The sequence below is a fragment of the Stenotrophomonas sp. ATs4 genome (assembly GCF_051861585.1).
Lineage (GTDB): Bacteria > Pseudomonadota > Gammaproteobacteria > Xanthomonadales > Xanthomonadaceae > Stenotrophomonas > Stenotrophomonas maltophilia_AS.
This window is the reverse complement of sequence record NZ_JBLYPK010000010.1, coordinates 201729-224193: the sequence shown is the minus strand read 5'-3', so window position 1 is coordinate 224193 and position 22465 is coordinate 201729. Positions and strand designations below refer to the sequence as shown.

General features: G+C 65.3%; 18 protein-coding genes and 1 tRNA gene. 15 read left to right on the top strand and 4 right to left on the bottom strand.

Features of this window, described 5'->3' with window-relative positions; translation table 11 throughout:
* Position 1: 1 nt before the first annotated feature.
* From ABR323_RS18180 to ABR323_RS18120, 13 genes are all read left to right on the top strand, one after another.
* Positions 2 to 187, top strand: a complete 186-nt coding sequence (locus tag ABR323_RS18180; protein ID WP_135273106.1) for a hypothetical protein — start codon at positions 2 to 4, stop codon at positions 185 to 187.
* Positions 188 to 585: 398 nt separating this feature from the next.
* Positions 586 to 1482, top strand: a complete 897-nt coding sequence (gene folP, locus ABR323_RS18175) for a dihydropteroate synthase (protein WP_439450294.1) — start codon at positions 586 to 588, stop codon at positions 1480 to 1482.
* On the top strand, positions 1482 to 2435 hold the full coding sequence (gene miaA / locus ABR323_RS18170) for a tRNA (adenosine(37)-N6)-dimethylallyltransferase MiaA (RefSeq protein ID WP_439450293.1): 954 nt from the start codon (positions 1482 to 1484) through the stop codon (positions 2433 to 2435). Before folP ends, miaA begins: the two co-directional genes overlap by 1 nt.
* Before the next feature lie 96 nt (positions 2436 to 2531).
* Positions 2532 to 2807, top strand: a complete 276-nt coding sequence (gene hfq / locus ABR323_RS18165) for an RNA chaperone Hfq (protein WP_004152891.1) — start codon at positions 2532 to 2534, stop codon at positions 2805 to 2807.
* Positions 2808 to 2821: 14 nt separating this feature from the next.
* Positions 2822 to 4132 carry a ribosome rescue GTPase HflX gene (hflX, locus tag ABR323_RS18160; protein ID WP_135273109.1) on the top strand — a complete coding sequence of 437 codons (1311 nt, stop codon included), beginning with the start codon at positions 2822 to 2824 and terminating at the stop codon, positions 4130 to 4132.
* A 132-nt stretch (positions 4133 to 4264) separates the two neighbouring features.
* Positions 4265 to 4759: a CinA family protein gene (locus tag ABR323_RS18155; protein ID WP_135273110.1), complete on the top strand. Its 495-nt coding sequence runs from the start codon at positions 4265 to 4267 to the stop codon at positions 4757 to 4759.
* A 34-nt stretch (positions 4760 to 4793) separates the two neighbouring features.
* Complete coding sequence (gene ubiB, locus ABR323_RS18150; RefSeq protein ID WP_439450305.1) at positions 4794 to 6476, top strand: 2-polyprenylphenol 6-hydroxylase; 1683 nt, start codon at positions 4794 to 4796, stop codon at positions 6474 to 6476.
* A gap of 193 nt (positions 6477 to 6669) precedes the next feature.
* Positions 6670 to 7305, top strand: coding sequence for a transcriptional repressor LexA (lexA, locus tag ABR323_RS18145; protein ID WP_135273111.1), 636 nt, complete (start codon positions 6670 to 6672; stop codon positions 7303 to 7305).
* Between the two features lie 204 nt (positions 7306 to 7509).
* Positions 7510 to 8547 carry a recombinase RecA gene (recA, locus tag ABR323_RS18140; protein ID WP_439450304.1) on the top strand — a complete coding sequence of 346 codons (1038 nt, stop codon included), beginning with the start codon at positions 7510 to 7512 and terminating at the stop codon, positions 8545 to 8547.
* A gap of 110 nt (positions 8548 to 8657) precedes the next feature.
* Positions 8658 to 9149, top strand: a complete 492-nt coding sequence (gene recX, locus ABR323_RS18135) for a recombination regulator RecX (RefSeq protein WP_439450292.1) — start codon at positions 8658 to 8660, stop codon at positions 9147 to 9149.
* A 109-nt stretch (positions 9150 to 9258) separates the two neighbouring features.
* Positions 9259 to 11907 (top strand): alanine--tRNA ligase, encoded by a 2649-nt coding sequence (gene alaS, locus ABR323_RS18130; protein WP_439450291.1) that lies wholly within the window; start codon positions 9259 to 9261, stop codon positions 11905 to 11907.
* 147 nt (positions 11908 to 12054) lie between these two features.
* The gene (gene csrA, locus ABR323_RS18125; protein WP_004152909.1) at positions 12055 to 12258 is read left to right on the top strand and encodes a carbon storage regulator CsrA; all 204 of its coding nucleotides are present in this window, start codon (positions 12055 to 12057) and stop codon (positions 12256 to 12258) included.
* Between the two features lie 78 nt (positions 12259 to 12336).
* Positions 12337 to 12429 (top strand) — tRNA-Ser (locus ABR323_RS18120).
* Between the two features lie 91 nt (positions 12430 to 12520).
* On the opposite strand, the gene ABR323_RS18115 is transcribed toward ABR323_RS18120, so the two are convergent.
* Both ABR323_RS18115 and ABR323_RS18110 read right to left on the bottom strand, forming a co-directional pair.
* A complete protein-coding gene (locus ABR323_RS18115) occupies positions 12521 to 12967 on the bottom strand; it encodes a DUF4189 domain-containing protein (RefSeq protein WP_439450290.1) in 447 nt (148 codons plus the stop codon).
* 120 nt (positions 12968 to 13087) lie between these two features.
* A complete protein-coding gene (locus ABR323_RS18110; protein ID WP_439450289.1) occupies positions 13088 to 15418 on the bottom strand; it encodes a TonB-dependent receptor in 2331 nt (776 codons plus the stop codon).
* Between the two features lie 139 nt (positions 15419 to 15557).
* Here ABR323_RS18110 and ABR323_RS18105 point away from each other — a divergent pair, with 139 nt between their 5' ends.
* Together ABR323_RS18105 and fauA are read left to right on the top strand one after the other, a co-directional pair.
* Complete coding sequence (locus tag ABR323_RS18105; RefSeq protein WP_439450288.1) at positions 15558 to 16496, top strand: helix-turn-helix transcriptional regulator; 939 nt, start codon at positions 15558 to 15560, stop codon at positions 16494 to 16496.
* Positions 16497 to 16607: 111 nt separating this feature from the next.
* The gene (gene fauA / locus ABR323_RS18100) at positions 16608 to 18779 is read left to right on the top strand and encodes a TonB-dependent alcaligin siderophore receptor FauA (protein WP_439450287.1); all 2172 of its coding nucleotides are present in this window, start codon (positions 16608 to 16610) and stop codon (positions 18777 to 18779) included.
* 17 nt (positions 18780 to 18796) lie between these two features.
* On the opposite strand, the gene ABR323_RS18095 is transcribed toward fauA, so the two are convergent.
* Complete coding sequence (locus ABR323_RS18095; protein WP_439450286.1) at positions 18797 to 19903, bottom strand: YdcF family protein; 1107 nt, start codon at positions 19901 to 19903, stop codon at positions 18797 to 18799.
* Positions 19903 to 22398, bottom strand: coding sequence for a TonB-dependent receptor (locus ABR323_RS18090; protein WP_439450285.1), 2496 nt, complete (start codon positions 22396 to 22398; stop codon positions 19903 to 19905). The genes ABR323_RS18095 and ABR323_RS18090 overlap by 1 nt, the downstream gene beginning before the upstream one ends.
* Between the last annotated feature and the right edge of the window lie 67 nt (positions 22399 to 22465).

The following is a 22465-nucleotide window of genomic DNA, read 5'->3' as shown; positions in this document are numbered from 1 at the left end:
CATGTCCACCCCGAAGCCCGAACCGATTTCCCACACCGCCGAAATGGTCATCGCCACCGTGGTCGGTGTGGGCGTAGGCCTTGGCGCAGACAACCTGTTGCTGGGCTGCGTGGTGGGTATCGGGGTCGGCATCGTGCTGAGCATCGCCAAGACCCTGTACGTGGACCGCAAGCGCCGCCGCCGTTGAGGGGGTGTCGGCAGGGCTGCGCCCCACCTCTGACAGATTCCGGCAGCTGTTGGTAGGTGCCGACCTTGGTCGACGCGGTAGATCCACGCCATGCGTGGATGAATCTCCATCGAAATCGAATATTTCGAGAATTGAACGAAGAGCATCCACGCATGGCGTGGATCTACTCGATCGCGGAAATCTGTCAGAGGTGAGGCGGTGGCGGATTGCGGGGTGTCAGCCGCATGGATGCGACTGCCAAGCCTACAAGGACGTACTTGCGGCGTCCCCGCAATCCGGCACCGCCTCGCCCAACCACGGAATCTCGCCTTTGCTTTGGCTTTTGATCTGGTCTCTGCGGGTGCAGGGCGCCGCCCTGCCGAACTAAACTACCCGCCGTTGTCCCTGCAGGATTGCCCATGTTCGATACCTCGCCCCAGCTCGATTGCGCCGGCCGCATCCTGCGCCTCGACCGTGCCCGGGTCATGGGCATCGTCAACGTCACCCCGGATTCGTTTTCCGATGGCGGCGCGCACGACACCACCGAGGCCGCGGTCGCACATGGCCTCAAACTGGTCGAGGAAGGCGCAGACCTGCTCGATATCGGTGGCGAATCGACCCGCCCGGGCGCTGCGCCCGTATCGGTCGAGGAGGAACTGCGCCGGGTGATTCCGGTGATCGAGCAGCTGGCCGCTCGTACCCAGGTGCCGATCAGCATCGACACCTTCAAGCCCGAGGTGATGCGCGCGGCGGTGCCGGCCGGCGCCGGCATGATCAACGACATCTTCGGCCTGCGTCAGGAAGGTGCGCTTGAGGCCGCCGCTGAAAGTGGAGTGCCGGTGGTGCTGATGCATATGCAGGGCGAGCCGGGCCACATGCAGGCCGATCCACACTACGACGACGTGGTGGCCGAGGTGCATGGCTTCCTGGTGCAGCGCCTGTTCGCCGCAGAGATGGCCGGCATCGCGAAGAAGAATCTGCTGATTGATCTCGGTTTCGGCTTCGGCAAGAGCACCGCCCACAACATGACCCTGCTGGCGCGCTCGGAGCGTTTCCTGGAGCTGGGCGTGCCGATGCTGGCCGGCCTGTCGCGCAAACGCAGCCTGGGCGAACTGACCGGCCGCGACATGCCGTCCGAACGGGTGGCGGCGTCCGTGGCCGCGCATCTGATCGCGGTCCAGCGTGGCGCGCGCATCGTGCGCGTGCATGACGTGGGCGGCACCGTCGATGCGCTGAAGATCTGGCAGGCGGTCGAAGCGGTGCCGACGCCGCGCGCCGACGCGACGCCGACGATCCGCTGGCCGGACGAAGACTGATGGGCATCGACCGGCGGCCACTGGCGATCGCCGTGATGGGGCCGACCGCCAGTGGCAAGACCGCCACCGCGATCGCCCTGGCGCAGCAGCTGGATGGCGAAATCGTCAGCGTCGATTCGGCACTGGTGTATCGCCATCTGGACATTGGCTCGGCCAAGCCCGATGCGGCCGAGCGCGCGCAGGCACCCCATCATCTGCTGGACCTGCGTGATCCGTGGCAGACCTATTCGGCGGCCGAATTTGCCGCCGATGCGGGGCGAGTCGTCGCGGACATCGTGGCGCGCGGTAAAACGCCGATCCTGGCCGGTGGCACCGGCCTGTATTTCCGGGCGCTGCTGCAGGGCCTGTCGCCGATGCCGGAGGCCGATCCGGCGACGCGCGAAACGCTCAGCGCCGAAGCGGCCGTACGAGGCTGGACAGCCTTGCACGCTGAGCTGGCCAAGGTCGATCCAGTCGCGGCCGCACGCATCCATGCCACCGACCCGCAGCGCATCCAGCGTGCACTGGAGGTCTACCGCCTGACCGGCATCCCGATCAGCGAGTGGCAGCGGCGGCCCGGCGTGGCGCGGTTGCCGGTGCGCACCCTCAAGCTGATCCTGGCCCCGCGTGATCGCGCGGTGCTGCACCAGCGCATCGAGGCGCGCCTGGACGCCATGCTGGCGCAGGGCTTTCTTGACGAGGTGCAGGCATTGCGTGCGATGCCCGAAATGGCCGCCGTGGAAGCGCCGCTGGACCTGCCGGCGGTGCGCGCGGTCGGCTATCGCCAGGCCTGGGAATACCTGGACGGGGAGGGTGATGCCGCCCGTTTCCGTGACAAGGCGATCTTCGCCACCCGCCAGTTGGCCAAGCGCCAGCTGACCTGGCTGCGCGGCGAGCTTGATGCGCGCTGGTTCGACCCCCATATGGATCAGGAGCGCCTGGCCCGCGCGGTGTCGACCTTCGTTGCACGCTGAACCCCCGCCAGCCGTGTAACATCATCGGTCGGTGGGCGGCTCGGGGGCCGCGGCAACCGCCGGCAACCCAATAAGAACAATAATCAGGAGTGTGCAATGTCCAAGGGACAATCGCTGCAGGATCCTTTCTTGAACGCACTGCGGCGCGAACGCGTGCCGGTTTCGGTGTACCTGGTGAACGGCATCAAGCTGCAGGGCACGATCGAGTCGTTCGACCAGTTCGTGGTCCTGCTGCGCAACACGGTCAGTCAGATGGTCTACAAGCACGCCATTTCCACGGTGGTGCCGGCCCGCAACGTGAAGGTCGGCCCGGGCGGTGGATATGTGCAGTCGGGTGAAGGTGGTCAGGCAGGTGATGAAGCAGACGAGTAAGACCGGAGCGGTGAATGTTTGACCGCTCGAAAAAGGGCGAACACGCCCTCTTGATCCAGCCGCATTTTGGCAAGCTGGAAGACGATGTGCTGGAAGAATTCGGCGATCTGGCCCGCTCTGCCGGGGCCAGCATTGCTGCCACCATCACTGCGCGCCTGGATCGCCCCAACCCCTCGACCCTGATCGGCAGCGGAAAGCTGGATGAGATCAAGGCAGCGGCCGATGCCAGCGGTGCCGACCTGATCCTGGTCAACCATGCGTTGAGCCCGGGCCAGGAACGCAATCTGGAACGTTTCCTGGAGCGCCGGGTGATCGACCGTACCGGACTGATCCTGGATATCTTCGCCCAGCGAGCGCGTAGCCATGAGGGCAAGCTGCAGGTCGAACTGGCCCAGTTGCGCCATATGGCGACGCGGCTGGTGCGCGGCTGGACCCATCTGGAGCGCCAGCGCGGTGGTTCGATCGGTCTGCGCGGCCCGGGTGAAACCCAGCTGGAAACCGACCGCCGCCTGTTGCAGAAGCGGGTCGAGCAGCTGCAGAAGCGATTGGAAAAGGTCGAGGTGCAGCGCACCCAGATGCGCCGTGCGCGTGTGCGCAGCGAACTGCCGCGCGTGGCCCTGGTCGGCTACACCAATGCGGGCAAATCAACGTTGTTCAACGCGATGACCGGCGCCGAGGCCTATGCCGCCGATCAGCTGTTCGCCACGCTGGACCCGACCGTGCGCCGCATTGCCGTGCCCGGTGGCAACGTGGTGCTGGCTGACACGGTCGGTTTCGTTCGCGACCTGCCGCATGACCTGGTGGCCGCGTTCCGCTCGACCCTGTCTGAAGCGCGCGAAGCAGATTTCCTGCTGCACCTTGTCGATGCCGCTGATCCGCATCGCGAGGAGCGCATCGCCCAGGTGGACGAAGTGCTGACAGCCGTCGGCGCCGGCGACCTGCCGCAACTGCTGGTGTTCAACAAGATCGACCGCATCGAGGGTGCCGAAGTGCGCCACGATGGCCAGGACGGCGTGCCGGATGAATCTCGGCGTGAGCGGGTATGGATTTCCGCACGCGACGGGCAGGGCATCGAGCTGTTGCAGGCCGTGCTCGGCAAACGCCTGGGGCTGCAGCATGTCACCGGCGAACTACGCCTGCCGCCGGATGCAGGGCGCCTGCGCGCGCGCCTGCACCAGCTGGAGGTGATCCGCAGCGAGCAGGCCGATGAAGACGGCTGGCTGCTGCAGGTCGACCTGCCCATTGCCGAAGCCGAAAAGCTGGCCGCCAGTGCCGACGGCGCGCCGATCCGGGCGTTGCTGCCGGAAAAGCTGCCGGAGTGGTGAGGTCGCGCCGGGTCATGCCCGGCCCTGCCAGGTAGTGCCGGCCGCTGGCCGGCAGCTGCTACGTCGTGGCGCGCGACATCCAACTGTCATCTGCGGTACAACGTGCAGGTTCTTCACCCCACGATCATGCCGATGTCCACTCCTACCGACGCCGATCTCAATGCCCAGTCCGCCGCGCTCGGGCAGCGCCTGCAGCAGGCCTCGCTGCAGCTGGTGACCGCCGAAAGCTGCAGTGGCGGCTGGATCGCCAAGTGCATGACCGACATCGCCGGTTCCTCGGCGTTCTTCGACTGCGGCATGGTCGTCTACAGCTACGAAGCCAAGCAGCGCCTGCTCGGCGTGCGCGCGCAGACCCTGGAGCAGTTCGGCGCGGTCAGCCGCGAAACCGTGCTGGAAATGGTGTCCGGTGCGCTGGTCAACTCCGGCGCCGGCATCGCCGTGGCGGTGACCGGTATCGCCGGTCCCGGTGGCGGCAGCCCGGACAAGCCGGTTGGCAGCGTCTGGATCGGCTGGAAGCGCCGGGGCGGCTACGCCCGCGCCGAGCTGTTCCAGTTCGATGGTGACCGCGAAACCATCCGCCGGCAAACCGTGGCGGCAGCATTGCGCGGTATCGACGCCCAGCTGTGACATGCTGCTCCGGTAATTGTCCGGAGCACGCATGATGTGGGAAACGCTGGGCACCGTCCGTGACCTGGGCCGACTGCAGGAAATCGCCGTCGTCCTGATCCGCTATGGCTTCGGCGACGTGGTGCGGCGCATTGGCCTGGCCAGCACATTGGAGCGGGCAGGGCGCCTTCTGCATTGGAACGAGGAGCGGCAGGAACTGCTGCGGATGACCGCGCCAGTGCGTGTGCGCAGCGCGATGCAGGATCTCGGCCCGACCTTCGTCAAGCTCGGCCAGGTACTTGCGACCCGCGTTGATCTGCTCCCGCCGGAATGGATCGCCGAGCTCTCTGAGCTGCAGAATGCGGTGCCGGCGCTGCCATACGCGGATATCCGCGAGCAGCTTGAAGCCGATCTTGGTGCGTCTCCACAGGACGTGTTCGCTTTTCTCGATGAAACCCCGATGGCCGCCGCCTCGCTGGCGCAGGCCCACCGCGCGCGCCTGCATGATGGTCGCGAGGTAGTGCTGAAGGTGCGCCGCCCTGGTATCCGCGATGTGGTCGAGGCCGACCTGCGGCTGCTTGCCCGCCTGGCCGAGATCGTTGAAGCACGTCTGCCGGACCTGCGTCGCTATCGACCGGCTGAGGTCGTGCAGCAGTTCACCGTATCGCTGCGCCGCGAACTGGATTTCGCCGCTGAATGCCGCAATGCCGAGCGCATCGCGCGCAACTTCAAAGGCCGCGACGACATCCTGATTCCGAACGTGCACTGGCAGTGGACCTGCGAGAGCCTGAACGTGCAGGACTTTGTTGACGGCATTCCTGGCCGTGACCTGGCCGGCGTCGATGCGGCAGGGCTGGGCCGGCGCGAGCTGGCGCGGCGTGGCGCCGACATCGTGCTGAAGATGGTGCTGGAGGACGGCAGCTTCCACGCCGATCCGCATCCGGGCAACATCATCTACCTGCGAGACGGCCGCATCGGTGTGATCGATTTCGGCATGGTCGGCGCGCTGTCGGAAGTGCGCCGCTTCCAGGTCGCGCAGCTGCTGCACGGGCTGGTCGAGCAGGACCCGCAGGGCGTGGCCGACGTGCTGCTGGACTGGGCCGGTGGCGTGGAAGTGGACGAAAACCGGCTGCAGCACGACATCAGCCAGTTCGTCGATCAGTATCGCGGCGTGCCGCTGAAGGATCTGCGCATCGGCCTGATGCTGGGCGACATCACCCAGCTGCTGCGCAGCTACAGCCTGACCCTGCCGGCTGACCTGGCGTTGATGATCAAGGCGTTCCTGACACTGGAAGGCATGGGCCGGCAGCTGGACCCGGATTTCGACATGGCCAGTGCCGCGCGCCCGTTCCTGGAGCGGGTGGTGCTGCAACGCTATGCGCCCAAGGCGCTGCTGAAGCGGGGCCGGCGCAGCCTGCTGGGCCTGGTCGACTTCGCTGGCGAACTACCGCGCGACCTGCGCAAGCTGGTCCAGGCCGCGCGTCGCGGCCGTCTGCAGCTGAAGGTGGAAACGACGGCGCTGCAGGGCTTCGGCGAACAGGTCAACCGCGCGGCGAATCGACTGGTGATGGGCATTGTCACCGCCGCACTGATCATCGGTTCGTCGATCGTGATGCACAGCGTCGGTGGGGTTTCCAGCCGCTGGCTGCTGGCGCTGGGCGTGTGTGGCTTCATCGGCGCAGGCTTCTGCGGCGTGTGGATCCTGTTTTCGATCTGGAGAAGCGGTAAGCACGCCTAGCGTGCTTACCGCAGCGGTTCCCAGCGGGAACCGCGATTCCTGTAGAGCCGACCGCTGGTCGGCTGCCTTTGCTCCTGGTGCCAGCCCATGCCCGGCGACGCTTGCCGAGCATGCCTCGGCCCAACAGGCCCGCACCACCCCATGTCGTTTCCGGCACTTGCAGTCCCGCATGTTAGTAGTAATACTACTAACCATGGACCTGACCGACACCCAGCAGGCGATCCTGCAGTTGATCGCCGAGCGTATCGAGAGCGAAGGCGCACCGCCGTCGCAGACTGAAATCGCACGCGCATTCGGCTTCAAGGGCGTCCGCGCGGCCCAGTACCACCTGGAAGCCCTGGAGCAGGCCGGTGCGATCCGTCGTATCCCCGGCCAGGCCCGCGGCATCCGCCTGGTGCAGGCGCCACCCTTGGAGACGCTGGCGGAGCCGGGTCTGCCCGACAGCGTCCTGCGCCTGCCGGTGCTGGGCCGGGTCGCAGCGGGCCTGCCGATCGGCGCCGACATCGGCTCGGACGATTTCGTGGTGCTGGATCGGGTGTTCTTCTCGCCGGCGCCGGATTACCTGCTGAAGGTGCAGGGCGATTCGATGATCGACGAGGGCATCTTCGACGGTGACCTGATCGGCGTGCACCGCACCCGCGACGCCCATTCCGGGCAGATCGTGGTGGCTCGCATCGATGACGAGATCACCGTCAAGCTGCTGAAGATCGCCAAGGACCGGATCCGCCTGCTTCCGCGCAACCCCGATTACAAGCCGATCGAGGTGCTGCCGGATCAGGACTTCTCGATCGAAGGCCTCTATTGCGGTCTGCTGCGGCCCAACCGTTGACCTGTTCCATAGCGCATTACTCCGCGGTCTTTTGTGGCGATTCTCTGGTTCTACTGAGGTTGGTACGGATGTCCGATAATTCTTTTCAGAGCGCCGGGCAGAATCTCAGCCTGTGCGATACGTCCGACTTAAAGTGAACCCATGGCAAAGAAGACCCCCAAAGACAGCACCTCCAACGACACGACCTCTGCAAGGACCAATCCGATGGACGAGAACAAGAAGCGCGCCCTCGCTGCAGCTCTGGGCCAGATCGAAAAGCAGTTCGGCAAGGGTTCGGTGATGCGCATGGGCGACCGTGTGGTCGAACCTGTCGAAGCCATCCCGACCGGTTCGCTGATGCTCGACATCGCGCTGGGCATTGGTGGTCTGCCGAAGGGACGCGTCGTTGAAATCTACGGCCCGGAGTCGTCGGGCAAGACCACCTTGACCCTGCAGGCCATCGCTGAGTGCCAGAAGCTGGGCGGCACCGCCGCCTTCATCGATGCCGAGCATGCGCTGGATCCGATCTACGCCGCCAAGCTGGGCGTCAACGTGGACGACCTGCTGCTGTCGCAGCCGGACACCGGTGAGCAGGCGCTGGAAATTGCGGACATGCTGGTTCGCTCGGGCTCGGTGGACATCCTGGTGATCGACTCGGTCGCCGCACTGACCCCCAAGGCCGAAATCGAAGGCGAGATGGGTGACCAGCTGCCGGGCCTGCAGGCCCGCCTGATGAGTCAGGCGCTGCGCAAGCTGACCGGCAACATCAAGCGCTCGAACACCCTGGTGGTGTTCATCAACCAGCTGCGCATGAAGATCGGCGTGATGATGCCGGGCCAGAGCCCGGAAGTGACCACTGGCGGCAATGCGCTGAAGTTCTATGCCTCGGTGCGCCTGGACATCCGCCGTATCGGCGCGATCAAGAAGGGCGACGAGATCATCGGCAACCAGACCAAGATCAAGGTGGTCAAGAACAAGCTGGCGCCGCCGTTCAAGCAGGTCATCACCGAGATCCTGTATGGCGAAGGCATCAGCCGCGAAGGCGAACTGATCGACATGGGCGTGGATGCCAAGCTGGTTGAGAAGGCCGGCGCCTGGTACAGCTACGGCGAAGAGCGCATCGGTCAGGGCAAGGACAACGCCCGTGGCTACCTGCGCGACAACCCGACCGTCGCCGCCAAGCTCGAAGCCGAGCTGCGTGAGAAGTTCCAGCCGTCTGAAGCTGCCCGCGAAGAGGGCGACGACGAAGGCGACGACGAATAAGGCTTGCTGTGGGGCAGGGCGGCGCCGTCAGTGACGTCGCCCTGCTCCGCAGGTTCGAATCGCCCATGGACGGGCAGGGCGCCACGGACGGCGCCACCCTTGGAGCACCGATGTCCGACGCCGAAGACATTTCCACAGGCCGCAAGCGCCGGCCGCGTGAGCAGACCCCCGTACAACGGGCGCTGGGCCTGCTGGTCCGCCGTGAACACTCGCGCAAGGAACTCACCCGCAAGTTGACCGCCCGGGGCATTGAGGGCGAAGCAGCGCAGGCTGCTGTTGCCAAGCTGACCGAAGCCGGCTGGCAGGATGACACCCGTTTTGCCGAGAACCTGGTGCGGATGCGTGCCAATACCGGCTATGGGCCGATCCATGTGCGCGCGGAGCTTGGTACCCATGGTCTGGATAGCGCGGCGATCGCTACGGCCATGGACAGTTATGAAGGCGACTGGCAGGAAAACGCCCGCGACCTGATCCGCCGCCGCTTTGGCGATGCCGGCCCGCAGGACTTGGCACAGCGGCGCAAGGCCGCCGATCTTCTGGCCCGGCGGGGCTTCGACGGCGACAGCATCCGCCGTGCGACCCGTTACGACCCGGATGACTGAGACTGGCGGCGCCGGGCCTGCTACCCTTTAGGTTTTCGGCGGTCCCGCGCGACCCTGGCCATTGCGGCCGGTGGTCCCGGTCCGCCGGCCCGCCGACTGCCAGCCCCCAATGAACGCATCCGCCAAATTCACGACCTCCCAGATCCGCAGCGACTTCCTTGAATTCTTCAAGGGCAAAGGCCACACCATCGTGCCGTCGGCGCCGCTGGTGCCGGGCAATGATCCGACCCTGCTGTTCACCAACTCCGGCATGGTGCAGTTCAAGGACGTGTTCCTTGGCGCGGAGAAGCGCAGCTACGTGCGCGCGGCTGACGTGCAGCGCTGTCTGCGTGCCGGTGGCAAGCACAACGATCTGGACCAGGTCGGCTACACCGCACGTCATCACACCTTCTTCGAAATGCTGGGCAACTGGTCCTTCGGCGACTACTTCAAGAAGGATGCGATCGCCTGGGCGTGGGAGCTGCTGACCCAGGTCTGGAAGCTGCCGGCTGATCGCCTGCTGGTCACCGTCTACCAGACGGACGACGAAGCCTACGCGCTGTGGCGCGACATGGTGGGTATCCCGGAAGAGCGCATCGTGCGCATCGGCGATAACAAGGGTGCACCGTACGCCTCGGACAATTTCTGGCAGATGGCCGACACCGGCCCGTGCGGCCCGTGCACCGAGATCTTCTACGACCACGGTGACCACATCGCCGGTGGCCCGCCGGGTTCCCCCGATGAAGACGGTGACCGCTTCATCGAAATCTGGAACCTGGTGTTCATGCAGTTCGACCGCCAGCCCGACGGCACGCTGGTGCCGCTGCCGGCACCGTGCGTGGATACCGGCATGGGCCTGGAGCGCCTGGCGGCGATCCTGCAGCACGTCCACACCAACTACGAAATCGACCTGTTCCAGGCGCTGATCCGCAAGGCCTCCGAGCTGACCGGCACCGCCGACCTGGAGAACAAGTCGCTGCGCGTGATCGCCGATCACATCCGTGCCTGCTCGTTCCTGATCGTCGACGGCGTGCTGCCGTCCAACGAAGGGCGTGGTTACGTGCTGCGCCGTATCATCCGCCGCGCCCTGCGCCATGGCTGGATGTTGGGCGTGCGCCAGCCGTTCTTCAGCAAGCTGGTACCGACTCTGGTCGAACAGATGGGCGAAGCCTATCCGGAACTGCCGGCGGCGGTGGACACCGTCACCCGTGCGCTGCAGGCCGAGGAAGAGCGTTTTGCTGAAACCCTCGATGCCGGCATGAAGATTTTCGAGGACGTGGCCGGCAAGGCCAGCAATGGCGTGATCCCGGGTGTTGACGCGTTCCGCCTGTACGACACCTATGGCTTCCCGCTCGACCTGACCCAGGACATCGCCCGCGAGCGCGATCTGACTGTCGACATTGCCGGTTTCGATGCCGCGATGGAACAGCAGCGCGAGACCGCGCGTGCGGCCGGCAAGTTCGGCGGCGGGGTGACCCTGCCGGCGGATCTGGTGGCAACCCTCAGCCCGACCCGGTTCCTTGGCTACGACCGCCTGCAGGCCGATGGCCTGACCGTGCTGGCGGTGCTCAAGGATGGTCGTCCGGTGCAGTCGGCCAATGCCGGTGATGCGGCCATCGTGATCACCGATCAGACCCCGTTCTACGCCGAATCCGGCGGCCAGGTCGGCGACACCGGGGTACTCACCGGTAACGGCGTGCGCCTGGTGGTGGAAGATACCCAGAAGTTCGCCGGCCAGTTCCATGGCCACGTCGGCACCCTGTCCGAAGGCGGCCTGAAGGTGGGCGACGTGCTCTCCGGCCAGGTCGATGGCGAGCGTCGCGGCGCCACCATCCTCAACCACTCCGCGACCCACCTGCTGCATGCCGCCCTGCGCGAAGTGCTGGGCACCCATGTACAGCAGAAGGGCTCGCTGGTCGCGCCGGACCGCCTGCGTTTCGACTTCTCGCACTTCCAGCCGATCAGTGCGGAAGAACTGGCCGTGATCGAGCGCAAGGTCAACCAGCAGGTGCGCGCCAACAACGCCGCCGAAGTGCACACCATGGGCATGCAGGAAGCGCTGGACTTCGGCGCGATGGCCCTGTTCGGCGAGAAATATGGCGAGCACGTGCGCGTGCTGAAGATGGGCGATTACTCGACCGAGCTGTGTGGTGGCACCCACGTCAACCGCACCGGCGACATCGGCCTGTTCAAGATCACCTCCGAGGGCGGCGTCTCCGCCGGCGTGCGCCGCATCGAAGCCGTCACGGGGCAGGGCGCCCTGGATTACGTGGATGCCGAAGAGGCTCGTCTGGCCGACGCCGCTGAACTTCTCGGCGGTAGCGCCGCCGACGTGGTCGAGAAGATCCGTGCCCTCGGCCAGCGCCAGAAGCAGCTGGAACGCGAACTGGAGGCCGTGAAGGCCAAGGTTGCCGCCGGTGCCACGGCCGATCTGTCCAGCCAGGCCGTCGAGGTTGCCGGCGTGAAGGTGCTGGCCACCCGCCTGGAAGGCTTCGACGCCAAGGCCCTGCGTGACGCCATGGACCGCCTGAAACAGCAGCTGGGCGACGCGGTGATCGTGCTGGCTGGCGCCCAGGATGGCAAGGCCGCCCTGGTTGCGGGTGTGAACGGCAGCGCAATGGGCAAGGTCAAGGCCGGGGAACTGTTGTCCCATATCGCCGGTCAGATCGGGGGCAAGGGCGGCGGACGCCCGGACCTCGCCCAGGGTGGTGGCGAGGACGGGCCCGCCCTTGCCACTGCGCTGGCTGCCGTCGTCGAATGGGTCAGCCCCCGCCTGTGATGAACCGCGCCGTCCCCCTCCTTGTAGGAGCGGGACGGCTGACGGTACCATTGCGAATCTTTTCCCTTTGTCGTGGTAGCGCTTCTTGACGGAGCGTCAAGCCGGTGGGGGATACCCTTCCACACGGTTCCATGGAGACTTACAAAAATGTTGATCCTCACTCGCCGCGTCGGCGAAACCCTGATGATCGGTGACTCGGTGAGCGTCACCGTGCTCGGCGTCAAGGGTAACCAGGTGCGTATCGGCATCACCGCGCCGAAGGACGTCGCTGTGCATCGCGAAGAGATCTACCAGCGCATCCAGCGTGGTGACGAAGCCGGTGGCACCGGTAGCGAAAATTCTGCCGAATAACGCTTTACCTTCGCACTCGATTAACGTTATGATTCACGCCCCGCTGAGGTGCAACGCACCAGACGCGGTAAAAACCCCGGAGTGATGCCCGAGCGGCTGAAGGGGCTCCCCTGCTAAGGGAGTATAGGGTCAAAAGCTCTATCGAGGGTTCGAATCCCTCTCACTCCGCCAGATACAAAGAAGCGCCTGCAGATCCTCGATCTGCAGGCGTTTTTCTTTATCTGGTGCTCGGAAGGGCAGACCTGTGCCGAATTGCGCATGCCTACTCGGCAGTGCTGATCATGTGCAGCGAACGGGTAGGGGACGCGGGCATTGCAGCGGGCGCAGGGAGTACTGGCGGTTCAAGATCGCGAGGCTGCGTTTCCCGCCACAACAGGACAAGCGCGCAATCGTTGGCGCGCTCCCTGCACATTCTCTCTGCCTTCTTCTGCGCGGCGTCCGGCGTCTTCTCAGCCAGTGCAAAGCCCAACGCAATCGTGCCTGTGGCAATGGCCGAATAGCCTTCGCTTGCGGTACTGGCGGACTCACCGCAATTGCGCGATCGCGCTGCGCAATAGTGCAGCGACTGCTGCATCGCCGCGGTCAATGAGCGTTGGTTCATCGAATAGCCGTAGCGGCCATCCTTGTCGTAGGTGATTGCAGACGCAGCGCTCGCGCCTGACGAGATGGATAACAACAGCCCAAGTGAAACCAGTCGCATCCGCTTCATCGCCATCTCCCTTTTTGCCGATGGTGGATCACGCGGGGGGGCGAGGCGCAACCAGCCAGGATTCTGGTCCAGGGTGCCTGCAGGCAGTTCACCTGCAGGCGTGTTTCGTTCAATCCCTGATCAAAGCTTCACCGTCACACCCACCTGGAAGCCACGTCCTGGCAACGGCGCGATGTACTTCAGCGGCGAGTTGTGCGGGCGTGCTTCTTCATTGAGCAGGTTGCTGCCGTTGACGAACACTTCCATGCCGGCGATGTAGCTGTTGCGTACCGGCAGCTCACGGCTGACCTGCAGGTCGACCAGATTGAACGCATCCAGCGGCACCTCCTCGCTGACATTGCGGCCGAGGTACTTCTGCGTGTCGTAGTAGGTGCTTGAAAGCTGCGCCTTCCATCCTTCGCGTTGCCACTGCAGGTTGGCGCCGTAGCGGTTGGTCGGCATGTTCGGCAGGTACTCACCGTCATTGTGGGCACGCAGCGAATCGGGGTGGTCGGCCTTGTTCTTCACCAGGTCAGCGAAGGCGGAGACGTTCAACGTGCCGTAGCGGCCCAGCTCCAATGCCTGCGAGGCATCGATCTCGAAGCCCTTCACCGTGGTGTCGGTCTGCTTCCAGTACTTCAGCGGCAGGCGGTTGGCGGTCTGCAGGCCGGAGTAGCCAAGGTAGAGATAGTTCTCGTATCTCATGCGGTAAGCAGTGGCGGACAGCTCGAACCCTCCGAGGTGGAACAGGCCGGTCAGTTCCAGGTTCTTCGCGCGTTCCGGCTCGAGGTTCTGGTTGCCTTCTTCCTGGGTCATCACCGAGTAGTGCGCGTTGCTCGCATACAGTTCGTTGATCTCTGGTGCGCGCTGCGAGGACGAGTAGCGCAGCTTGGCCGCGAACAATGGGCCGAGCTCGACATACGATCCCAGGCTGTAGCTGTTGAGCCGGTAGTCGCGGTCCTGCAGTTTCGTGTTGGCGGCATTGCGCGCGGTCTTGAAGCGGCTCGACTGCAGTTCATGGTCGACGCGCTCGTGGCGCACGCCAGCGTCGAAACTGGCCCAGCCGAAGTCCAGCGTCTCCTTCAGGAACACCGCGTTGCTGCGGGTGTCGACGTCAGGCAGGTAGCGTAGCGAGCCGCTGCCGGTGACATCACGCGACTGGTGGCTGAAGCCGAGCAGGCCGCTGAGCGGACCGACGCGCTGATGGCTGAGCAGCAGCTCAGCCTGGGTGCTCTCGAAGTCGTAGTCATTGGCCCGGGTGGCGCCCAGCCGCTCGCCCGAGGTGTTGTCCAGCTTGGAGACACGCAGTTCGGCGCGCTCGAGCCACGGCAGCGGATCGCGCAGCAGGGCTTCCAGTGCGTAGCGTTCCTGCTTGATCACCACCCCCACCGGCAGCCCGTTGGCGTAGTTGGAACCGAACGACAGGTTCTGCATCGAGAACCCCGGAACGCCGTACTCGCTGTCCTTGGCATCGATGCTGACCCCCACGTAGCCACGGTCGAAGAACAGGGTCGAACCGAACGCCACCTGCGAGTTGCGCGCGTAGCTGTTGCCCAATCGGTGATGGTAATCGGGCGTCACATCATTGTTGATCTGCTTCTGCACGTACGATGGCGTGCCAGCGACATAGGCAGGATTGACCGGATTGATATAGGTACGGCGCTGCCACACCGAGGTCGGGTTGTTGGTGAAGAACGAAAAATCACCGTCAGCCCAGTCTGGGTTCTCGGTCATGAACTGGTCGATGTAGGGCTGCGAGGCCTTGTTGTAGATCTGCTGGACGCGCGCCTCCTTCTGGCAGCTGTCGGCCAGTGCCGAGTTGACGCCGCCGGTCGGCGGGAACAAGCGGGTGTTGCAGGCACTGGCCTTGCTGTTGCCGGGGATGTCGTAGTGCGAGATGCGCTGGCGCGAAACCTGCAGGTTGGTGGAGAGGTTGCGCTGGTTGTTGAAGTTCATGCGGAAGCCCTGCGCGTCGGCGGCATTGAAGCCCTTGCGCAGGACCAGTTCCATCGACTGGTCCTTGTCTTCCATGCTGCGCGAGATCAGGCCCGGATCGATCTCAACGCTGCCGCCGATCGCATTGCCGCCATAGCGCACTGTGTCGGAGGACTTGTTGACGGTGACACTGCGTACGAACAGCGGATCGAAGGGGATGTTGATGTCGCCGCTGATTGCGTTCATGCCGAGAATGGACTGGCCATCCTGCAGGATCTGCACGCGGTTGCCGCTGAGGCTGCGGATGACCGGAGCGCCTGCGTTCGGGCCGAAGGCGCTGTTCTGCACGCCGGAGACATGTTCGAGCAGGCCGCCGAGGGTGCGGTTCTGCGCCTGCGGGTTGTCGACGGTGACCCGGCTGTCGATGCGCGAGGGCTGGGAGGCCTGGACCTGGAGGGTGGGGAGGGTGGGCTCGTCCGCGGCCTGGGCGGTGTGGACGGCGAACAGAATGGCAGCAGCAAGCAGGTGACGACGCATGGCACGATCCGTGAAAATGACGTGAAATGTTATAACGTAACTATTTGTATCGACAAGGGTGGATTGGGCCTTGCGGCAGGGGCTGGATATGAGAACGGTTCTCATATGAAAATGACGGACGATCCACTGCAGGCCCCTCATGCTCAACCTCACCCTTGCCGACCTCGATCGCCTGGGTCGCAGCAGCGGCTTCCGCTATCGCTTGCCAGCACTGGCGTCAGTGGACGCGTCGGGTGAACAGTGCGTGGTGCAGGGCAGGGTGGAGCAGCGTCGCCTGCGCCCGGGCATGACCCTGGCGCTGTCGGACGTGATCGCGCATCAGCCGTTCGAGGCAACCTCGGAGTCGCCGCCGGCCTTCTCGGCGATCGTCATGCTGGAGGGACGCGCAGGGGCGCGGTTGGCCGGGCAGGCGGTGATCGGCATGAGCCCGGGTGCCGGCGCGATGGTGCTGGCCGAGACCGCGCCGATGACCGCGATTCATCCCGCAGGGCAGCGGATGCGCAGCCTGAATGTCTCGTTGGACGCACCCGCCGGGATTGACGACCCGATGATCAGCGAGCTGCTGTCCACCGCGCGCCGCCCCGGTCACCCGCGGTTGCGTGGTTGGCAGGTCCCCGGGCACCTCGAGCACGCCGCCGACCAGCTGCTGTCGGGCACCTGGCAGGGCGCGATGCATGCACTGCTGTGCGAGGGCATCGGCCTGCAGATGCTGGCCCTGGCGCTGGGCGCACCCGCGCCGGAGGCGTCGCCGGACCTGCGTGTTTCAGCACGTGACCGCCGCATGCTGCAGCGGGTGATGGATTGCCTGCAGGCGGCACCGGCCGCAGACCATTGCCTGGAGGATCTGGCGCGCCTGGCCTGCATGAGCCCAAGCAGCCTGCGCCTGAAGTTCCAGCAGGTGTATCAATGCTCGGTGTTCGGCTGGCTGCGCGAGCATCGCCTGCAACTGGCCTGCGAGCAGCTGCGGCAGGGCTGCAGCGTGCAGCAGGCCGCGCATTTCGTCGGCTACCGGCACGCCACGAATTTCGCGACCGCGTTTCGTGCGCGCTACGGCATCGCGCCCAGCCAGCTGCGCTGACTCCGGATCAGCATCGGCAGCGCGCATACATCTGCTGCGTCCGCGCATACGTGCGCTCACGCTCAAATGACAATAATTCTCATCCAGCCTTTCCCTCCTGCTGGATCTCCCATGCCCGCCTGTATCCGCCCGCGCGCCCTGGCAACCGCCATCGGCACGACCCTGGCGCTGTTCAATACCGCCCACGGCGCCGAGCGCGCTCCCGCCGCGAAGACCTCGCAGCTGCCCACCGTGCAGGTCACGGCCGACCTCGATGGCAGCACCGAAACCTCGCGTTCCTACACCACCGATTCCATGGGCACGGCGACTGGGCTGTCGCTGACCTCGCGGCAGACGCCGCAGTCGGTCAGCGTCATCACCCGCCAGCAGATCGAGGATCGTGGCCTGCTCAGCACCGCCGATGCGCTGGCCACTGCTCCGGGCATCTCGGTCACGCGCAGTGATGCCAACCGCTATTCGTTCTCGGCACGCGGCTTCGACATCGACAACTACCAGTTCGATGGCGTGGTGATGCCGGTGCTGTCGCCATGGAACTTCGGCGAGAACAATCTGGACATGGTCGTGTACGACCGCATCGAGATCGTGCGCGGTGCCAATGGCCTGATGACCGGTGCCGGCAATCCGTCGGCTGCGGTGAACTACGTGCGCAAGCGCCCGCTGCGTGATGTTGCTGCCAGTGGCGGCATCAGCCTCGGCAGCTGGGACGCGCGCCGCGCCTGGGTGGATGTGTCCAGCCCGTTGAGCCGGGAAGGGCGTGTGCGTGGCCGTGTGGTCGCCGCGCAGGCAGAGGGCGACAGCTACACCGCTGGCCTGGACAGCACCGCGAAGACGCTCTACGGCGTGGTCAGCGTGGACCTGGGCGAGGACACCGGATTGATCGCCGGTATCTCTTACCAGGCCAACGACAATCGTGGCTTCGGTAGCGGCTTCGCGCTGTTCAACGCCGACGGCACGCGTACCCGCTTCGACCGCTCGGTATCGGCCACCGCACCGTGGGCACGGATGACCACCGATACCCGCAACGGCTTCTTCGATTTCAACCATCGCTTCGGCAACGACTGGCAGGCGCGCGTGTCCTACAGCCGCTCGCATACCGACATGGAGATGAAGCATCTCTACCGGGGCGGCTATCCCGATCCGGTTACCGGCGCCATGCCTACAGGCAACAGCTTCACCCGCTACGACGGTCCGGTGCGCCGCGAGGCGGTCAGTGTCAGCCTGACCGGTCCCTTCCAGCTGTTCGGCCGCCATCACACGGCGTCCGTCGGCTGGTCGCGTTCACGCGACGAGATCGCACTGGGGCAGTACCGCGCGCTGGCGCCGCTGGCGCCGTTGGCCAGCTACCTGGACTGGCACGGGCCCGGTACGCCGGAGCCGGTGTGGGCCAGCAGCAAGACCCAGGCCGATGATCTGGACAACCGGCAGAGCGGTGCCTATGCGGTGGTGCGGCTGTCGCTGGCGGATCCGCTGCATGTGATCGTCGGTGGCCGCCTGAGCAACTGGGAGACCGACCAGGTCTACTTCGGCAGCAAGCGCAAGTACCGGTACCGCAATGAGTTCGTGCCCTATGCCGGTGTGGTCTGGGACCTCAACGGCTACAGCAGCGCCTACGCCAGCTACACCGGTATCTTCAAGCCGCAGAACAACCGCAACGAATCCGGGCAGATCCTCGACCCGGTCAGCGGCCGCAGCTATGAGCTGGGCCTCAAGGGCAGCTGGCTGCAGGAGCGCTTGAATGCGTCGGCGGCGCTGTTCCGCACCCAGCAGGACAATCTCGCCGAGGCCACCGGCGGGCTGGTCGAAGGCAGCACGCAGGCGGCCTACCGCGCGGTGAAGGGCGCAACCGTGGACGGCCTGGAACTGGAACTGGCCGGCGAACCACTGCCGGGCTGGAGCCTGGGCACCAGCTTTACCACCTTCATCGCGCAGGACGCGCAGGGCCGTGCGATCAACACTGCCAAGCCGCGCAGCCTGTTCAAGCTGTTCACCACCTGGCGGCTGCCGGGTGCCTGGGACCGGCTGACGATCGGCGGTGGCGTGGACTGGCAGAACCGCATGTACCAGACCGCCACCGCGCCCGGAAATCGCCGGGTGCCGGTGGAGCAGCCCAGTTACGCACTGGTGAACCTGATGGCGCGCTATCAGTTCAGTTCCAATGTGTCGGCGGCGGTCAACATCAACAACCTGTTTGACCGCCACTACTACTCGCAGATCGGCTTCTACAACCAGGGCTGGTACGGGGCCCCGCGAAACGTGATGTTCACGCTGAAGGTCGGCTACTGAAGATGCTGTCGCGGGGGTCAGGGATCCAGCGGATCCATCGGGTCGATGCGCAGCGATTCGGTAGCCGGCACGAACGGGATCGCGTAGGGCGAAACGCGTGAACCGACCTTGCCCGGAACGTAACCCAGTTCATGGCGGTTGCGCTCGCTGAAGGCGCTGCTGGCGACCGAATCGATATGCGACGGACTGCTGACCACCAGTGCCGGTTGCCGCGGCGGTGCCTGCAGGGCCGCCAGCAACCGGGCTGCATTGCGCAGATTGGTGGTGGTGTGGCGGGCATACGGCTCGATGATGATCGCATCTGCGGGAATGCCGAAGCGTGCCATCAGCGCTTCGCGCATCTGCACCGCTTCGACGCTGCGGGTGCCGCGCGGATGTACCGCACCACCGGAGACGATGAGGAAGGGCGCATCACCTGCCGCGTATCGCTGCGCGGCCGCCTTCAGGCGCAGCTTGCTGCCGGCGCTGAGCGGGGTGGTCAGTTCATCCGGTCCCTGGCCCAGCACGATGATCGCGGTGTACGGATGCGCATTCCAATCGAGCTGCCGCGCACGCGCAAACGGCGCGGCGTTCATCCCCGCGCTGATCGGCTCGAAACGGATCGCATCGAGGCGGTCATTGGCATCGAGCAGGCCTACCGCCACCGCGATGCTGTGATCGAAGGCGGTGTAGGCCGCGCTGGCGTCCACCTCGCTCATCTGCATGGCAATGGCGACGTCGCCGGCCAGTCGCGTGCTGCCCGCTGCGCCGACCGGGCCGTCGATGGCGTCGTAGCGGGGCGGCTGGCCCTGGCCATAGACGGAGAGAATGTTGTTGAGGCCCGCCAGCTCCCGTTCGATGGCCTCGGCGTGCGCGGGAGCCGCGGCGGTCAACAGGCCTGCCTGCGCGGGCGTCCAGCGTGCGGACGCGAGCGTGCAGGTGGCGGTCCGGCAGCGGGCCAGCTGCTGCGTGCGTTCAGCCAGGAGGGCGCGCGCATCACCGGGCAGCGTATCGGGCTTCAACTGCATGAGGGTCGGGAACAAGCGTGCGGCAAGCGCGGCGCTGTCGCGGTCGTCGGCCGCCGCCGCAAGCGGCAGCGCTGCCGTGGCGAACAGGGCAAGGGACAAGGTAAGTCGTCGATGCATCACCAGCTCCTGCTGACCATCAGGCGGACGTTGCGGCCGAACAGCGGCCGTCCATAGATTGCCTCGGCCGAACCCTGTCCGGCCAGGGCATCGGTGCGGGTGTTGCCTTCGGTGAGTCCCTTTTCATTGGTGAGGTTGTCGCCCACCAGCTGTGCGCCCCAGTTGCCGCGCTTCCATGAAACGCCCAGGCCCAGGGTCTGGTAGGCAGGCAGCGCTGTCTGGTTGAACAGATCAACATAGGATTTGCCGACCACGTCATAGCGCAACCAGGTCTCGAACTGGTCCTGGCCGTGCTGGAAGCTGAAGGTCGGGCGGAGGTTGCCGTAGAGCTTGGGCTCGCGAACGATCTGCTTGCCGTTGACGGCAGCCGGATCGGCACCGGAATCGTTCTGCAGGCTGTCGTACTGCGGATCGCTGATCGTGATCGAGCCGGCGATGCTGAACCAGTCCAGCGGCCGGAACAGCCCATCCAGTTCGATGCCCTTGGAGACGGCGGTACCGATGAACGGCACCGACTGGTCATTGCGGCCGGTCGTCGGGTTGAACGCCACGAACGAGGCGTTGAGTGGATCGAACTTCGTGTAGAACGCGGTCAGGTACAGGTAGGACCGGCCGAATCCGGCCTTCAGGCCCAATTCGTACTGGTCCAGCTGGGTCTGCACGATGGTGGGATCGATCGAGCGTGCCACCGATGAGTTGGGAACGATCTCCATGTGCGACACACGGGCGTAAGCGCCCACCGAAGCGGTGAAATCGAAGTTCGCACCCACGGTCCAGTTGGTCGCGGACGGATCCAGGCGATGGTTCTGGACGACACCGGTGAACCGACGCGTGGTGTTGTCGGCCAGTGTGTTGCGGTCGCCGAGGTCGACCTGCGCGGTCTGCTCTGCATAGCCTTCATAGCGGTAGCGTTCATGGCGGATACCGGCGTCGAGCTTGAAGCGGTCCGTCAGTGTCCACGTGTCATTGGCGTACACCGCGAACATGCGGGCATCGACCTTGCCGCGATTGAGGGTGGTGGTGTAACGCAGCGTGCCCTTGTCGGTGACATAGCCCAGCGGGGCGCCATCGTTGCCGTAGGCCACCAGATCCAGCAGGCGTGGCTTGCCGCGCATCTCCATCAGCATGTCCTGGTACAGGCTGAGAGCCGTGGTGCCGAAGAAGGCTGTGTATGCGCCGATGTTCAGATCGTGGCTGCCCCAGGCCGTTTCAAACAGCCGCGTCGCACTGACGTCGGCCTGGCCGGAGTAGAAGTCCGAATCTGCGGCCCGGTACTGGGCCGAGATCACCAGGCCGGAGTCGGCATAGGGATCGTAGGCGCTCGCCCCGTTGCTGCCGGCCAGCGCGTAGCCCATCCGCGCGACGCCGGCACCGAAGGCGGTACGGGCCGCACCCAGATAGCCGTTGGCGAAAGCGCGTGCGTCGACCGGGTTGGTGGTCGAGTACAGCGCGTCGAAGGTGTTACGGCCCTTGGTGTAGCCGGTTTTCAGCGAGATCGTCCAATCGCTGGCGGTATTCTCGTACTGGAAGCCGATGTTGCCGAAGCGCATGTGCCGGCCATCAGCCAGGTCGCGGTTCATGCCCTGCAGGACGCCGCCGCCATCGAGGTACTTCAGGTTGACACTGCGCAGCGACGGCGAGTTCAGCGTACCGTCGAAGTAGTCGATGTACGGGTCCAGCGGAACGCTGGGATTGCGCGGATCGGCGACCGGGATCGGCAGGTAGAACGTATTGTGGTCATCGACGAAGGTACCGCTGACCTTGAACCAGCTGGTGTCGTCGAAGTAGTGCTTGATGTTGCCGCGGATCTGCCCGCCCTTGTCGTTCGGGAAGCCGTTGTCGCGGTAGCCATCGTGCTGGCGCAGGAACCCACCGACTGCATAGAAGGTGTCTTTGCCGAGGGCGCCGGACTGGTACATCTCGCCGCGGTACAGCCCGGTGTCACCCACGGTCAGCTGGGCCTTGCCGTGGGTCTCTTCGGAGCCCTCGGCCAGGATGTTGTTGACGATGGCGCCGCCACTGCTCGCATAGATCGGCGCCGGGCCACCACGTACGATCTCCACCCGCTGGTTCATCACGTCGAACCGGTTCATGCCGTCGCCGGAATTGAAGAAGTGGCCATCCAGCTCCTGGTAGAGCGGCAGGCCGTCCTGCTGGAAGGCGATGAAGCCACGATCGGTGGGAATGCCGCGCAGCCGGGTGATGTTCTGCACCTCGCCTCCGGTGGCCTCGACATGGATGCCGGGCACGGACCCGAGCAGGTCGGCGTAGCTTTTCGGTGCGAGTTTCTGCACGTCTTCGCGGCTGAGTGAATTGACCGCGAAGGACGCATCGAAACGACGCTGGGTGCGTGCCGCACCGGTGACCACCACCGCATCCAGCGTTGCGGCGTCGGCGCTGCCCTGGTTCTGGACGGGGGCGTCCTGCGCAGAAGCGTTGCCGTGCAGGGATATCAAGGCCAGGGAGATTCCCAGGACCAGGGGGCTGATGTTCATCGGAGGGCGGCCATGCAGGGAAGGGGGACCGCTGCACGGTAGGTCCGGGCGATGACGGAATTGTTTA

Excerpts from the sequence above, each read along its gene's own strand:
- ABR323_RS18095 (WP_439450286.1), bottom strand. The coding sequence starts at position 19,903 with ATGCATCGACGACTTACCTTGTCCCTTGCCCTGTTCGCCACGGCAGCG.
- lexA (WP_135273111.1), top strand. The coding sequence starts at position 6,670 with ATGGACCTGACCGACACCCAGCAGGCGATCCTGCAGTTGATCGCCGAG.
- ABR323_RS18115 (WP_439450290.1), bottom strand. The coding sequence starts at position 12,967 with ATGAAGCGGATGCGACTGGTTTCACTTGGGCTGTTGTTATCCATCTCG.
- ABR323_RS18105 (WP_439450288.1), top strand. The coding sequence starts at position 15,558 with ATGCTCAACCTCACCCTTGCCGACCTCGATCGCCTGGGTCGCAGCAGC.
- recA (WP_439450304.1), top strand. The coding sequence starts at position 7,510 with ATGGACGAGAACAAGAAGCGCGCCCTCGCTGCAGCTCTGGGCCAGATC.
- ABR323_RS18110 (WP_439450289.1), bottom strand. The coding sequence starts at position 15,418 with ATGCGTCGTCACCTGCTTGCTGCTGCCATTCTGTTCGCCGTCCACACC.
- ABR323_RS18180 (WP_135273106.1), top strand. The coding sequence starts at position 2 with ATGTCCACCCCGAAGCCCGAACCGATTTCCCACACCGCCGAAATGGTC.
- folP (WP_439450294.1), top strand. The coding sequence starts at position 586 with ATGTTCGATACCTCGCCCCAGCTCGATTGCGCCGGCCGCATCCTGCGC.
- hflX (WP_135273109.1), top strand. The coding sequence starts at position 2,822 with ATGTTTGACCGCTCGAAAAAGGGCGAACACGCCCTCTTGATCCAGCCG.
- recX (WP_439450292.1), top strand. The coding sequence starts at position 8,658 with ATGTCCGACGCCGAAGACATTTCCACAGGCCGCAAGCGCCGGCCGCGT.
- alaS (WP_439450291.1), top strand. The coding sequence starts at position 9,259 with ATGAACGCATCCGCCAAATTCACGACCTCCCAGATCCGCAGCGACTTC.
- ABR323_RS18155 (WP_135273110.1), top strand. The coding sequence starts at position 4,265 with ATGTCCACTCCTACCGACGCCGATCTCAATGCCCAGTCCGCCGCGCTC.
- ABR323_RS18090 (WP_439450285.1), bottom strand. The coding sequence starts at position 22,398 with ATGAACATCAGCCCCCTGGTCCTGGGAATCTCCCTGGCCTTGATATCC.
- miaA (WP_439450293.1), top strand. The coding sequence starts at position 1,482 with ATGGGCATCGACCGGCGGCCACTGGCGATCGCCGTGATGGGGCCGACC.
- fauA (WP_439450287.1), top strand. The coding sequence starts at position 16,608 with ATGCCCGCCTGTATCCGCCCGCGCGCCCTGGCAACCGCCATCGGCACG.
- ubiB (WP_439450305.1), top strand. The coding sequence starts at position 4,794 with ATGTGGGAAACGCTGGGCACCGTCCGTGACCTGGGCCGACTGCAGGAA.
- hfq (WP_004152891.1), top strand. The coding sequence starts at position 2,532 with ATGTCCAAGGGACAATCGCTGCAGGATCCTTTCTTGAACGCACTGCGG.
- csrA (WP_004152909.1), top strand. The coding sequence starts at position 12,055 with ATGTTGATCCTCACTCGCCGCGTCGGCGAAACCCTGATGATCGGTGAC.